7 protein-coding genes are annotated in these 14,344 nt (G+C 70.8%); 1 reads left to right on the top strand and 6 read right to left on the bottom strand.

Features of this window, described 5'->3' with window-relative positions; genetic code table 11:
* The first annotated feature begins 49 nt into the window (after positions 1-49).
* Positions 50-4,927 (top strand): hypothetical protein, encoded by a 4,878-nt coding sequence (locus ACFZP7_RS28095; RefSeq protein ID WP_385636526.1) that lies wholly within the window; start codon positions 50-52, stop codon positions 4,925-4,927.
* A 7-nt stretch (positions 4,928-4,934) separates the two neighbouring features.
* Here the strand turns inward: ACFZP7_RS28095 and ACFZP7_RS28090 are convergent, their stop codons facing one another.
* The 6 genes from ACFZP7_RS28090 to ACFZP7_RS28065 all read right to left on the bottom strand — a co-directional run bounded on the left by ACFZP7_RS28090 (position 4,935) and on the right by ACFZP7_RS28065 (position 14,341).
* Positions 4,935-5,831, bottom strand: a complete 897-nt coding sequence (locus ACFZP7_RS28090; RefSeq protein ID WP_062134705.1) for a DUF72 domain-containing protein — start codon at positions 5,829-5,831, stop codon at positions 4,935-4,937.
* Positions 5,832-5,881: 50 nt separating this feature from the next.
* Positions 5,882-9,799 carry a glycoside hydrolase family 2 TIM barrel-domain containing protein gene (locus ACFZP7_RS28085; protein ID WP_385636523.1) on the bottom strand — a complete coding sequence of 1,306 codons (3,918 nt, stop codon included), beginning with the start codon at positions 9,797-9,799 and terminating at the stop codon, positions 5,882-5,884.
* A gap of 185 nt (positions 9,800-9,984) precedes the next feature.
* Complete coding sequence (locus tag ACFZP7_RS28080) at positions 9,985-11,580, bottom strand: alkaline phosphatase (protein ID WP_019328610.1); 1,596 nt, start codon at positions 11,578-11,580, stop codon at positions 9,985-9,987.
* A 139-nt stretch (positions 11,581-11,719) separates the two neighbouring features.
* Positions 11,720-12,415 (bottom strand): ABC transporter ATP-binding protein, encoded by a 696-nt coding sequence (locus tag ACFZP7_RS28075; protein ID WP_385636520.1) that lies wholly within the window; start codon positions 12,413-12,415, stop codon positions 11,720-11,722.
* Positions 12,408-13,394: an ABC transporter ATP-binding protein gene (locus ACFZP7_RS28070; protein WP_019328608.1), complete on the bottom strand. Its 987-nt coding sequence runs from the start codon at positions 13,392-13,394 to the stop codon at positions 12,408-12,410. The genes ACFZP7_RS28075 and ACFZP7_RS28070 overlap by 8 nt, the downstream gene beginning before the upstream one ends.
* Complete coding sequence (locus ACFZP7_RS28065) at positions 13,391-14,341, bottom strand: ABC transporter permease (RefSeq protein WP_203613343.1); 951 nt, start codon at positions 14,339-14,341, stop codon at positions 13,391-13,393. Before ACFZP7_RS28065 ends, ACFZP7_RS28070 begins: the two co-directional genes overlap by 4 nt.
* Positions 14,342-14,344: the final 3 nt, after the last annotated feature.

Below are 14,344 nucleotides of genomic sequence, written 5' to 3'. Positions count from 1 at the left end.
CCGCCGGTAGACCCCACTTGACGTCGACTGTCCCGCTAATCTGGCGTATGTGACGTACACCACCGAGCACGGCGACGAAGCCGTCACCTCGCACACGCTCACGGTGCAGGAGCGTGTCAGGAGACTCATCCACTCTCGATTGGGGCCGGACGCCTCGGTCGAGTTCATGGAGGATCTCGCCGGAGGATACACAGAAGCCTCGGTCGCCAAGTGCGATGTGGCGAGCGGCGGCAGCCCGGGCCTCGACGGCCAGTACATCGTGAAGACCACGCCCCTCACCGGCAAAGAGCGGCAGCGTACTGCTCACGAGCACTTCCTCGGCGCTCTTGGCACCTTCACCGAGCAACACGTCCCGAAGCTGGTTCTGAGCGCTGAGGACGACCGGTTCGCCATCGATCTGTACGAGATCGCCGGCGGCGGTCTCCGAGGCGTGCACGCCGCCGAGGTGGCGGGCAGCGCGCAGTTCCGGGCCGCGTGCGAGACCGTGAGCCACGACCTCCTCACCGCGCAGCTGGTGAGCTCGACGGGGCGGAAGGTGATGACGGCCCTGGAGGTTCTGGAGGCCTGGCTCGGTGTCGGCTTCCTCGACTCCGGACGTGGCAAGGCATTGCGTGAGACCCGTCAACTCGCCGGGGTGGACGGGCCCTGGTTTCATCTGTCAGGCCAGGTGCTGCCCGACCCGCTGTCCCTCCTCGCGGAAGAGAACGAGCTGACCCTGCAGGACGACATCGCCCTCTTGGGCGTCTGTCACGGCGACCTGCACTTGCGCAACATCCTTCTGGACCGTACCCGGCAGCACCACGGGAGCTATTGGCTCATCGACGTCAATTGGTCCTCCCCCGCTCCCTTGCTGTACGACCAGGCCTACCTCGAGACCGCCGCCGTGCTCACCATCCAGGCACGCCGCAACCGACAGGTGTCCTCCCAGGTCCTCCTGGAACTTGACCAACTCGACGCGAACGGCATCCTCGAGGTCGATGACGAGCTCTTTGTGGAAGTCGCGAAGAGCATCAGGCGCGGCGCCGAGAGCGCCATGCGGGAGCACCAGCCGAACCGTAAGGACTCCCTGGACTACCAGTACCTGCTGGCTCGGCTCGGAGCGGCCCTGAACTACGCGTCGAAGGGCATGGCGGACCCGGAACGCATCAGCGCGTACAACCTGGCCGCATGGACGACGCGACGAATCCTGACCGAGTATCACGAGGCGATGTGGTACCGAGTGCTGGAGCAGCGCCCGGCTCGGCCAGTGTCATCGGTATCCGCCTCGGCCTCGACGCGGGGAGCGCAGGTGTCGACGTCGGGCGACGAGGCAGCCTCCGCCGAGCTGGTGCAGCGATTCAAGCTCTTCACCGCCGGTACGTCCAACAGCTTCGACCGGTTCCTCGTGGTGGAGAACGACGTCCAGCATCCTGACATGGCACATCTGGCCGCGCAGCGCTGGTCGGCGGTGGTCGACCTGAACCCGGAGAGCGAGACCAGCGGCTTGGCCGCCCTCGTGCACACGGACGCCGTCGAGCATCAGATCCTCCGGTTCGGACTCAACGACGGGGCGGTGACACCGGGCCGGGGAGTCGTGCCCTGGCTGATGGCCGACGGCTGGGGACGGCTCGGAGAACAGCGGTCGGAGATGTTCCGGGACTGGCGCCGGGGACACCTCCCCCTGATTCGTCGGCTCTTCGACAGGCAGAGCGAACTCAGCCCGAACCGAGCCGCGTCCGTCCTGTGCCTGACCGCGGGCACGGAACCGGACGAGCGGGCCGAGCGAGTTCTCGAGGTGATCGAAGAGGCATACGAGCAGGTTGACCGGATGGTGGTGGCCGCCGGTGGCCCCGAGTTCACCGCCCTTCTTTCCGCCCTCGGAGACGCGCGGACCATCGCACGCGTGCTGCCGCCGCCAACCATGCCGGGCAAGGACGGCCCCGTTCCCTTCGAGCGCGAGGAACTGGCGCGGCTCTCCGTCGATCTGGAGATGCTGCACTCGCAGACGCTCAGTAGTCAGCTCAAGGACGAGCCGGTCGACGAGTTCTGGCGCGGCCGTCCCGCGAACTGGCTGGACCTGGATCAAGGGCTTGACGTGCCGCGGGACGTCCAGGGAGAGCTGACCGAGAACATCACCGCAGTCCTGCAGAAACAGGGCTCTGCGACGCTCGAGCTTTTCCACTCACCCGGAGCGGGCGGAACGACGCTGGCGCGCCGGATCGCGTGGAACCTGCACCGTGACTACCCGGTCGTCCTCGTGCGCCGGTACAGCCAGGACACCGTCGAACGGATCGACGACGTCTACCGCCGCACGGGACGCTCGGTACTCGTGGTCACGGAAAGCGCCGACCTCACGCAGAGCGAACGGGAGAACCTGTACCACCGACTGCACCAGTGGAACACACCCGCTGTCGTGCTCTGGGTGACGCGAACCAACCGTCGGGTTCCCGGCCACCACAAGTACCACCTGATGGATCCCATGTCTCATGGGGAGGCCTCGGAGTTCCGGCAGAGCTTCGCTGTCCGCGCGAGGGACGAGCGCGCCCGGGCGGCCGTGAACGAACTCCGGCCCGGCAACGTGCCCAGCCAACAGCTGTCGCCCTTCTTCTTCGGGCTTTCCGCCTTCGCCGCCGACTTCGCCGGAACGAGGGGCTATGTGGAAAGTCATCTGAACCACCTCGACGAGCGCCGGCTCCGCGTCGCCAAGTACCTTGCACTGGTCACTCGCTACGCCCAGAACGGCCTGCCCTACCCCCTCGTGCGACGGTGGCTCACTGGAAAGTGGGGGGATCTCGCCGCCTCGACCGCTGACTACCAGGAAGACTTGCGGACGGTGCTGGGCGAGGATCTGCGGCACTTGGTTGTCGACGACAACGGCGAACTGCGGCTCCTCCATCCCTTCGTCGCCGAACATGTGCTGGCGGCCGCGCTGGAGCCCGGGGGCGAGCGGCGCTGGGAGTCACGGCTCGCCGACACCGCCGTCGAGTTCATCGGCAAAGTATGCGGTCACCTCGGTTCCGACAACGCACAGACCCGGCGCATCCTCCAGGACCTCTTCATCCGGCGTAATCAGTGGTCGGGCGGTTCCTCGCCCTCAGCCGCCCGTTTTGCGGAGCTCATCCACCAGGTGCCGGTACGCGATGAGGCCTACCGCATCTTCAAGGAGCTGACCCGCAAGTGCCCCTCAGAACCGCACTTCTGGAACCACATGGGCCGGTACCACATCCACGAGATGAAGTACGACTACCCGAACGCCCAGGAATATCTCCTGAAGGCCATTGAGCTGTCCGGGCGCAAGGACTCCCTCCACTTCCACTCTCTCGGCATGGTGCACCGTCTGTGGGTCAAGCACGAACTCGCGAAGGAAGCGTCAGACACGGGGCGGACACAGGAGGCCCTGGACGCCATCCACGACATCTACCAGGGCGCGCTCGATGCCTTCGCCGACGGGCGTCGGCTCGACTCCGAAGACGAGCACTCCTACGTCACGCCGGTACAGATGATCGTCGACGTGCTGAACCACATGGTCCGTATCTCACCGTACGAGAACTTCCTGGACCTCGTGCGCCATGGCGGGGACGTGGGCGGGTGGGCGGACGAACAACTCCGGGTTGCCGAGGGGCTGCTGGATCAGCTCGACATGGCCCTGCCCGGGCATCGCAGGAGCAGCTACCACAACACCTGTGAACGACAGCTCCAGACGCTGCACGGCAACATCGCGAGCCTCGTCAGCCAGTGGCGGTCCCTGGTCACAGAGTCGCGCAGTCACTCGGGCGCCGCGCTCGTTCTCGCCCGCGCGTTCTTCCGGGAACAGCAGCAAGAACTCAGCTCGGTCGCCACCGAGGCGTTCCGGTCGGTGGTGGAGTTGTACGACTCCGTCTTCGACAACCGAGGTGACCTGAGCGACAGCGACATGCGGACCTGGTTCCGCTGCTATCGAAAACTGGAGGAGTACGACGAGCTGGACGCGCTGCAGCGCTTCGCCGTGATCGCCGACTACCGCAACACCAGCCAAGAGGCTCACTACTACCTGTACGTGCTGCGCTTCATGCGCTGGCTGCGCAACGAGGAGCAGAACCAGCAGGAGGTCGAACGCTACGTCACCGACTCCAAACGACTGGCCAGGGACGGCCGCCGCCAGTACAGCTACGAGTGGGTGGGTGTCGGTGCTCCCGCAGAGGACGGCAGGCAGGCCCCTCCGCGCCTGGTGCACTTCACCGAGTTGGGTGAGCGCAGGCCCGAGCCGGAGCTGTGGGAGCACTCCGACAAGTTGCTGCGCATGACTGGCGTGATCAAGGAGATCGAAGGCCCGCAGTCCGGTTGGATCACGGTCGGTGACGGCCGCATGGGAGCATTCTTCGTCCCGAAGGACAAGTTCCGGCGCCACAGCGACATCAATCAGCTCGTCGAGTTCTATCTGGGTTTCAGTTACGAGGGGTTGCGCGCCTGGTCGGTGGACTTCGCCGCGCCCGCCGCCGCGAGCCGCCGCCCGGTTCCGGCTCCCCGCTCCAAGCCGGCCGCGCCGCCATCGGCAGCTGTACGCACCGACGTCGTGCCACGGCGTCCTGTTGTGCCCCGCCCGGATGTGTCCCGCCCTGAGCCGCCGAAACCCGGTGCCGAGCGCCCCGTCGCCCTGCACCCACCCGCACCGGCGGCGTCGGCCGACTTCCGCAGCCGGGCCAAGGAACTGGCCCGCACCAACGAAGAGGAGGCCTACCGCTTCCTTGTCCGCTCCATGCTGAGCGAAGGCCCCGACACCGACGCGGTCACCTCGCTCCGCCTGGGAGCCCTGCTCCAGGAGACGTTCGGGCGTCAGAGCTACGCCCGGGTTCTGGGGGGTGGCAAGCTGCGAAGTCTGCTCCTGCGTCTCGGATTCCGTCTCGAGAACACCGTCAACGGACAGTTCGCGGTGGTGGGTGAAGGGGTGGAGAAGCAGTCCGACCAGTAGAGGTCGGTCAGCCCCGGCCGGTCCTGGTACCGGCTGGGGCGGCCAGCAGCCGCCGCATCAGCTCGGCCGCGCGCACGGCGGCGTCGGCGCAGCAGTTGTTGAAGAGCACGTGCAGTTCGTCGGTCTGGGCGGCGGCGCGGCGCAGCCGGGGTACCCGGGCGCCCAGTTCGGCGGCGGAGTAGTCGTACCGGAAGCGGTCCTCCTTGCTTCCCCTCCCCCACGCCTGGCTGCGCCCGTGGAAGCGGACCACGGCGAGGGACCGCCGGGTGACCGGCACGACGGGCGGCAGGGACGACGGCAGGCCCTGGGCCATGTCGGTGCCGACGGCCGAGGCGCCCAGCGCGGACAGCAGGGCGTGGGTGGCGTCCGCCCGTTCCGCCTCCCACCACCCGGGGTGCCGGAACTCCACGGCGATCGGCCAGCCCTCGGTGCGCCCGGCGCACGCTTCGAGCGCCGCCTCGGCCGGGGAACCCGGTGCGAACCACGGCGGGAACTGGAACAGCACGGTGCCGAGCCGGCCCTCCTTGCGCAGCGGTTCGACCGCCTCGGCGAAACGTCCCCACACCTCGTCCAGCAGACCGTCACCCGCCTGCCCGCGTCGCAGCCGGCCCCCGTCGGCCCCGCGCAGGTCGGCGGGGAGTGCCTCGGGGCGGGTGGGGTGGCCGGTCAGCAGGGAGAACGCCTTGACGTCGAAGCGGAAGCCCTCGGGCGTGCGCTCCAGCCACAGTTCGCTGTTGCGCCGGCTCGGCAGCGCGTAGTACCCGGCGTCCACCTCGACGACGGGCAGCCGTGAGGCGTAGTGCCGCAGCCGCCCCTCGGCGTCCCGCCGTCCGCGCGGGTACCAGCCGCTCGCGACCAGTTGCCGGTCCGTCCAGGAACACGCTCCGACCAGTACGTCACCCATGGGAGCCCGGGTTGCCCCGGACTCCCGGTTCATCCCCGCCCAGTCGGCGGCTATTCGGTCGCGGTGGGCCGCCGCGAGGCCGCCGTCGCCTCCTTCACGTCCGTCAGCGGGCGCAGCCGGTAGGTGTAGGAGTAGTCCCGGTCGGCGAAGAGCTTGAACTCGTCGTGGGTGTGCGCGCCCCAGCTGTTGTCGCCGCCCACCCCCATCTGACGGTGGTTCAGTCGGAGCACGACCGCGTCCCTCGGGGTGAGCTGGTAGTCGTGCCGCACCCCGCCGGACAGGTCCTCCGGGGTGAAGTGCGAGGCGTTGACCTCCAGCAGCGGCTCGCCGGAGGCGAGCAGGCCCACGCCGCGGGAGTCGGTGAGGGCGACCCAGCGGACGTCGGTCTTGTTGCCGTTCTCCTGCGGGCGGATGTAGGGCGTCCACTGCTCGGCGACGGTCCCGGAGTGGAGGCCGACGTCGGTGCCGGTGTTGCGGTCCCAGTGGTTCTCCTCGGGCCCGCGGCCGTACCAGTGCATCCGGTCCAGGCCGCGCGGCAGGAAGAGCATCGTCCCGACCTCGGGGAGGTAGGGCAGGTCGGCGGCGCCGGGGTGCAGGGTGTTGTCGACCTTGATCTCGCCGTTGCCGAACACCGTGTACGTGGTGGTGTACGCCGACTCCACCGTGGTGGGCAGGGTGCCGGTGACCTTGATCTCGACGGCCCGGTCGGCCAGGGCCCGCACGGTGACGTCCGTGACCCGGCGCCGGGCGCCCGCGTCGCGCCAGGTCTGGTTGCGGGTGTGCTGGCCGTTGCCGTGGTCGTTGTCGGTGGGCGCCCGCCAGAAGTTGGGGGCCGGCCCGGAGGTGATCAGCCTCCTGCCGTGCGCCTCGTACGAGGTGATGGTGCCGGTGCCCTTGTCGACGGTGACCGAGAAGTCCCGGCCGTCGACCTCGACCGCGTCGTCGCCGTCCCGGTGGCGCAGGGACGGCACCCGGCCCAGGGGCACCGGGGTCACGGCGGGAGCGTCGGTGTCGAGGGCGAGTTGGTGCCGGGCGACCTCGAAGCCCGCCTTCGCCCAGGGGGTGTCCTCCTTGGTGGTGAAGGAGAGCTGGAGGAAGAACTCCGTGCCCGGCGCCGGGTCGCCCGGCAGCCGTACGGGCACGGTGATGTCCTTCCTGGACAGCGGCTCCACGTCCAGCTGGTCCCGGGTGAGCCGCCCGCGCCGTACGGTCCTGCCGTCGGCGACGAGCTCCCAGTGGCCGTCGAACTCGCGGAGGTCGGTGAACAGGTACTCGTTGACGAGGGTGACCGCGCCCGCGCCGCCGGACCGCTGCTCGACGCCGACCGCCTGGTAGACGCGCTTGACCTCGGCGGCCTTGCCGGTGTGACCGCGGTCGGCGAGGACGACGCCGTCGGCGACGAAGTTGCCGTCGTTGGGGTTGTCGCCCCAGTCCCCGCCGTACGCGAAGAAGTTCTTCTCCTTCGCCCGCTCCCTCTCGACCTCGACGGTCTCCGCGTCGAACCAGAACCGCACGCCGTCGTCGTCGGGCTCCCGGTCCGCGTCGGCCAGTTCGCCGGCGCTCAGCGCACGGGCGTAGACGCGGGCCCGGCGGATGGTGCCGCTGAACTCGCGGACCTGGTTGTCCGAGTCGGTGGCCAGGGAGAGGGAGGCCGTGTTGCGGCTGGGACGCCGGTCGGTGGTGCGGGTCGCCCGGCGCTCGCCGTCGACGTAGAGGGTGAGGGTGCCGGCCTCCGCGTCGAAGACGCCGGCGAGGTGGTGTTCGCGGCCGGTCCAGTCCTCGGGCACGGTCCAGGTGGCGGTGATCCACTGACCGCCGGAGTGGATGAAGAACTCCAGGGTCCGGTTGTTCTGCTTCAGGGCGTACTGGGTGTCGCCCTTGGCGATGATCGGCTGGTGGTAGCCGGTGAAGTGCGGGGTGACCCACGCCTCCAGGGTCAGCGAGCCGGTGAGGTCCAGGCTGTCGTCGCGGGCGAAGACCGTGCCGCCGGACAGGCCCGTGCCGCGCTCGAAGGTACCGGAGGCGGCGAGGATCTCACCGCGCAGCCCGGCGGGCCCCTCCTCGGTCAGCAGGGTGCGCCGCGGCACCGGCCAGGTCAGCGACTGGTCGACGAAGTCCCAGATCCAGCCGCCCTGGAGCACGTCGTAGCGGCGGATCAGGTCCCAGTACTTCTTGAAGTTGCCGTTGGAGTTCCCCATCGCGTGGGAGTACTCGATCATCACGTACGGCCGGGTGTCGGAGGTGTCCTTCGCCCGCTGCTCGACGCGCTGCGGGGGGTCGTACATCTCGGAGCGGATGTCGCTGACGCCCGGGCGGTCGTCGCCCTCGTACTGGATGACGCGGGTGGGATCGTAGGAGCGGATCCAGTCGTGCATGGCGGTGAAGGTGGAGCCGCCGCCCGCCTCGTTGCCCAGCGACCAGATGACGACCGAGGCGTGGTTCTTGTCCCGGTGGACCATGTTCTGGGCGCGGGCCACGCAGGCCCTCGTCCACTCGGGGTGGTCGCCGGGGTACTCGTCGCGGATGCCGTGGGTCTCCAGGTTGGTCTCGTCGACGAGGTAGAGGCCGTACTCGTCGGCGAGTTCGTACCACAGCGGGTTGTTCGGGTAGTGCGAGGTGCGGACGCTGTTCATGTTCAGCCGCTTGATGATCCCGATGTCCTCGACCAGGTCCTCGCGGGTGAGCGCGATGCCGCGGTCCGGGTGCATCTCGTGGCGGTTGGTGCCGCGGAAGGAGACCGGCTTGCCGTTGATCCGCATCAGCCCGTCCTTGAGCGCGAACTCGCGGATGCCGACCCGGTGGGACAGGGTCTCGATCACCTTGCCGGCCGGATCGCGCAGGCGCAGGACGGCCGTGTAGAGGTACGGGTGCTCCGCGGACCACAGCCGGGGCTTCGGCACGGCCTTCGCCGCCCGTACGGTGACGTCCTGCCCGGCCCGCACCGTGCCGAGGTCGGCGGGCTGCTCCAGGGGGCGGGACCAGACGGCGTGCCCGCGGGCGTCGTAGAGCTGGGTCTCCACGGTGTACCGCCCGGCGCCCTCGGCCGCGTCGCCGTACGCCCGCACGCTCGCGGTGACCGCCAGCTCGGCCGCCGTGTACGTGTCGTTCAGCGGGGTGTCGAGCTTGAAGTCGCGCAGGTGCACGGACGGGGTGGAGTAGAGGTAGACCGAGCGGAAGATGCCGCTCAGCCGGATCATGTCCTGGTCCTCCAGCCAGTCGCCGTCGGCGTAGCGGTAGACCTCCACGGCGATCTGGTTGGTGCCGGACCTGAGGTGGTCGGTGATGTCGTACTCGGACGGGGTGAACGAGTCCTCGTCGTAGCCGACCAGCTCCCCGTTGATCCACACGTAGTGGGCGGCCTTGACGCCCTCGAAGTGCAGGAAGGTGCGGCGGCCCGTCCAGTCGCGGGGCACCGTGAAGGTGCGCCGGTACTGGCCGACCGGGCTGTAGCGGGTCGGTGCGGCGGGCGGCTGCGGGTCCTCGCCGCGGCCGTTGGGGCCCCAGTACGGGTAGGTGATGTTGAGGTAGATCGGGTAGTCGTGGCCGTGCAGCTGCCACACGGACGGCACGGGGACGGTCCCCCAGTCGCCGTCGTCCAGGTCGGTGCGGTGGAAGTCGGCGTCCCGGTCCTCGGGGCGGTCGGCGTAGGCGAACTTCCAGGTGCCGTCCAGGCTCAGCCGGTACGGCGAGTCGGTGCGGTCGGCGGCGAGTGCCTGTCTCACGTCCGCGTACGGCATGAGGGTGGTGTGCGGCGGCTCGGTGCCGACCCGGAAGACGCCGAAGTCGTTCCACTCCGGGGCGGTGTCGGCCGCCGCCCGCCGGCCGCTCGCCCGGGCCGCGGCGGGCGTCGCGGACAGGGCGAGCGCGCCGAGGACGGCGGCACCGCCCTCCAGCAGACGGCGGCGGCTGACGAGCGGCCGGGGACGGGGGGCCGGGAGTCCGGCGGGTGACACGGGCGAGTGCGGCATGACCGTGGCCTTCCGTGGGCATCGGGGGCGGCTCAACGCACGGTGCTGTGAAGGCAGTTGACAGGCGGATGGTTCACAACTGCCGGTGACGCAGCGACTACTGAGTCAGGCACACCCTAGAACCCGAACACAACCGATTCAATTACCCCGTCGGACTTTGTTGGTTCCTGAGGGAGGCGCGGTGCTCAGGCGTCCTGGACGCCGGGCACGCCGGCCTCGATCACGAACGACTTGTCGGTGCGGACCGGGGCGCCGGGCCGGGTGACGTAGTCGACCACGCGGTAGTCGGCGGTGTACTGCCGCTTGGAGACGGAGCAGCGGACGTAGCCGCGGCGGCTGCTGTAGTACTTGGTGTGCGGGTTCTCGTCCCAGTACACCTGGCCGGGGTCGTGGGTGGCCGAGCCGTCGCCGCCCGAGGTGATCGAGGTGGTGACGAACTCGCTGCCCAGCAGCCGGGTCTCGGGGCGCTCGAAGTCGCGGCGCAGGTCGTTGGTCCAGTTGTTGTGCACGTCGCCGGTGAGGACCACGAAGTTGTCGATCCGGCGTTCCTCCACATAGCCGAGGACCCGGTCGCGGGAGGCGCGGTAGCCGTCCCAGCCGTCGTTGTAGCCGCCGTCGTCGGGGCCGGCGACGGCGTCCCAGTTGGCGAAGTAGATCTGCTGCGGGACCACGTTCCAGGTGGAGCGCGACCGGGCGAGGCTCCGCTCCAGCCAGGCGTGCTGCTCGTCGCCGAGGATGGTGGCCTTCGGGTCCCACTGGTCCGGTCCGGAGACCTGCCACTTGTCGCCGTAGGGCTGGTTCGTGCGGTACTGGCGGGTGTCCAGCACGCTGAAGGTCGCGGTGGCCCCGTACTCCAGGCGCCGGTACAGCGGCAGCGCGGTGTCCACCGGCTTGCGCAGGCGGCGCAGCGGCATGTGCTCCCAGTACGCCTGGTAGGCGGCCCGGCGGCGGGCGGCGAAGCGGGCGGTGGTGTCGTTGCCCTGGCCGGGGTCGTTGTTCTCCGGGCTCAGGTCGGCGTAGTTGTTGTCGGTCTCGTGGTCGTCCCAGGTGACGACGAAGGGCGCCGTGGCGTGCAGCAGCCTGAGGTCGGGGTCGGTCTTGTACTGGGCGTGCCGGGCGCGGTACTCGGCGAGGGTGTTCATCTCGTCGCCGTGGTGGGTGCGCACCTTGCCGTTGACGCCGGCGGCGTACTCGTAGAGGTAGTCGCCGAGGTGGAAGACCACGTCGGGGCGCTCCTCGGCCATGTGCCGGTACGCGGTGAAGTGGCCCTGCTCCCAGTTGGCGCAGGAGGCGAAGGCGAAGTCGACGGTGGGCGAGGTGCCGGGGGCCGGGGCGGTGCGGGTGCGGCCGACGGGCGAGAGGACGTTCTCGGCGCGGAAGCGGTAGTAGTACTCGTGGTGCGGGCGCAGGCCGCGTACGTCGGCGTGGACGGTGTGCGCCTCGGCGGGCACGGCGTGTTCGACACCGCGCCGGACGACCTTCCGGAACCGCTCGTCGAGGGCGACCTCCCAGTGCACGGCGACCGGACGCCGGGGCATGCCGCCGTCCTCGTCGAGCGGCTTGGGCGCGAGGCGGGTCCAGAGCACCACCCCGTCGGGGAGCGGGTCGCCGGAGGCGACGCCGAGCTGGAACGGGTCGCGCGGGACGCGTCCGGGGGCGGCGGAAGCGACGGGCGCGGCACCGGTGCCGAGCAGCACCGCACCGGCGCCGGCGGCCCCCGCGATGCCGAGGAAGCCCCTTCTGTGCAGGGAGTTCGGGGAGCTGGTGCGCGGCGGGGTCATCGAACCTCCAGAGGACGGACGGCCGGACGACAACCAGGCAAACGGCACCGGGTGAACCCCGGCTGCTGCGCTCGTTGACCGCGCTTGACCGATACATGTCGAGAGGACGCTCGGGCGCTCGGACGCTCGGTGCCGGGGCTCAGGGACTTGTCGGGGTGCCTGTCGGGGTGCCTGTCGGGGTGCCGGTCAGGGTGTGCCACTCGACGGTGCGGTCGCACCAGCGGTCGAGGAGGACGCGGTCGTGGCCGACGGCCAGCAGCCCCGCGCCGGTCTCGGCGCGGTAGTCCTCCACGACGCGGACCAGCGCCGCGGTGGTCGAGGCGTCGAGCATGGCCGTCATCTCGTCGCAGACCAGCCAGCGCGGGCGCAGCACGAGGGCGCGGGCGAGACAGGCCCGCTGCAACTGGCCGTCGCTCACCTCGTGCGGGCGCCTGCCGAGGAGGTCGGCGGTGAGGCCCACGGTGGCGGCGAGTTCGGCGACCCGGCCGCCGACGCCCTCCCGGCGCCCGGTGGCCCGCAGCGGTTCGGCGATCAGGTCGGTGAGCGTGAGGCGGGGGTCGGCGGAGAGCCGCGCCTGCTGGAAGACGACGCCGAACGCGGTGCGCTGCGCGCGCGGGGCCCGGTGGCGCCAGCGCCGCACGGGGGTGCCGTCGACCACCAGGGTCCCGGCGTCGGGGTGGTGCAGCAGGGCGGCGACGCGGGCGAGGGTGGACTTGCCGCAGCCGCTGGGGCCGAGCAGCCCGACGGCCTGGCCCGGTCGCACGGTCAGGGAGACGCCCCGGAACACCGGTGCCTTCCTGACGTATCCGGCGGTGACGTCGCGTAGTTCAAGCACGGTCGGCGGCCTCCGTGAGCGCGGCGTGCGGGTGGTGGCAGGCGACGGCCGCGGTCAGCGGCGGCGGTGCGGCGCAGGCGTCGGTCGCCCGGTCGCAGCGGGCGGCGAAGGCACAGCCGTCGGGGAGGGCGCCGAGTTCCGGGGGCAGCCCCGGTATGGGAGTGAAGGCGCGGTCGGGCAGGGCGTCGAGCAGGCCCCGGCTGTAGGGGTGGCGGGGGCCGGGGGCGCCGAAGAAGTCGGCGGCGTCCGCGAGTTCCACGATGCGGCCGGCGTACATGACGGCGATCCGGTCGGCGATGCGTTCGGCGGCGGCCAGGTCGTGGGTGATCATCAGCAGGGCACGGCTCCGGTCGCCCGCCTGGTTGTCGACATGTCGCCGCAACTCGTCGACGGTGCGGTCCACCAGGTCGCGGTCGAGTCCGGTGGTCGGCTCGTCGGCCAGCAGCAGCGGGGCGTCACCGACGAGGGCCATGGCCGTCGCGGCCCGCTGGGCGAGACCGCCGGAGAGTTCGTGCGGGTGGTGGTCGAGGTGGTCGACCGGGAAGGCGGCGCGCTCGGCGGCGGCCTCCGCGGCCCGGCGCAGCGCCGCACGGCCGCGGACGCCGGTGAGTTCCGCGACCGTCTCCTCCAGTTGGGAGCGGATGGTGCGCACGGGGGTGAGGTGGGCGGCGGGGCTCTGCGGGACCAGGCCGACCAGCCTGCCCCGTACGGTGCGGGCGAAGGTCCGCTCGTCGGCGGCGAGCAGGTCGAGGTCGCCGAGGAGGGCGGCGCCGGCGGTCCGGGCGTTGCCGGGCAGCAGCCCCAGCAGGGCCGAGGCGAGGACGGACTTGCCGCAGCCGCTCTCCCCGATCAGGGCCAGGCACTCGCCGGCCGCCACGTCGAAGTGCGCGTCGCTGACGGCGGCGACGCGGCGCCCGCCCGGCATCAGGAAACGCACCGACAGACCGCGTACCGACAGCACGGGGGCTCGCTCGGTCACAGCATCAGCTCCGATCGGCGACGGGGGTTGATCCGCTCCCGCCAGGCGCCCGCGAGACCGGCGACGGCGAGGGTGGGGACGATGAGGAACAGGCCCGGGAAGAGGGTCGGCCACCACTGCCCGGCGAGCAGCGAACCGCGCGCCTCCTGGATGAGGTTGCCGAGGCTCGCGGTGTGCGTGGGCAGGCCGAGTCCGAGGAAGGACAGCGCCGACTCGTGCCACATGGCGTGCGGCACCATCAGTACGGCCGCCAGCGCGGCCTGGGGCAGCACGCCCGGCAGCAGATGCCGTACGGCCACCCGCCACCGCGAGGCGCCGCCGGAGACGGCCGCGTCGACGTAGGGGCGCGAGCGCAGGGACAGCACCTCGGCGCGGACGATGCGGGCGGTGGACAGCCAGTGGGTGAGGGCCACGGAGATCACCACGGGCCACACGCCCGGCCGGAACATCGCCACGATGAAGATGCCGAGCAGCAGGTGGGGTACGGAGGAGACGGTGTCGACGGCCCGCATCACGGCACGGTCGACCCAGCCGCCCAGCGCCCCCGCCGTGGCGCCGACGGCGGTGCCGACGACCGTCGCCGTCAGCGCCGCCGCGACCCCGACCAGCAGGGAGACGCGCAGGCCGTAGACGCAGCGCAGCAGCAGGTCCCGGCCGACGTCGTCGGTGCCGAACGGGTGGGCCCAGCTCGGTGGCTGGAGCTTCGCGGCCAGGTCGACGGCCTGCTGGTCGAGCTGCACCAGCGGCGGCACCAGCAGCACCGCGAGGACCGTCAGGGTCAGCAGGGCGGCGGAGACGCGCAGGCGCAGGGTGCGGGTGGAGCGGCGGTCGGTGCCGTGGGCCCGCCACACGGTGCCGGTGTCCTCGGCCCCTGCGGCGGTCGCCGCCTTACGGGACCGCTCGGGCTGCTCGGGCTGCTCGGGCTTCTTCGCGGCGATGTCAGCCATGGG

Source organism: Streptomyces sp. SudanB5_2050 (assembly GCF_964272335.1).
In the GTDB taxonomy this organism is placed as follows: Bacteria; Actinomycetota; Actinomycetes; order Streptomycetales; family Streptomycetaceae; genus Streptomyces; species Streptomyces rochei.
The sequence above is the reverse complement of the archived record's forward strand: the minus strand, read 5'-3'. Positions and strand labels throughout refer to the sequence as shown.

What these genes read in the sequence shown, in the direction of transcription:
- ACFZP7_RS28090 (WP_062134705.1), bottom strand. Translation starts at nt 5,831, where the DNA reads ATGGGTGACGTACTGGTCGGAGCGTGTTCCTGGACGGACCGGCAACTG.
- ACFZP7_RS28085 (WP_385636523.1), bottom strand. Translation starts at nt 9,799, where the DNA reads ATGCCGCACTCGCCCGTGTCACCCGCCGGACTCCCGGCCCCCCGTCCC.
- ACFZP7_RS28080 (WP_019328610.1), bottom strand. Translation starts at nt 11,580, where the DNA reads ATGACCCCGCCGCGCACCAGCTCCCCGAACTCCCTGCACAGAAGGGGC.
- ACFZP7_RS28065 (WP_203613343.1), bottom strand. Translation starts at nt 14,341, where the DNA reads ATGGCTGACATCGCCGCGAAGAAGCCCGAGCAGCCCGAGCAGCCCGAG.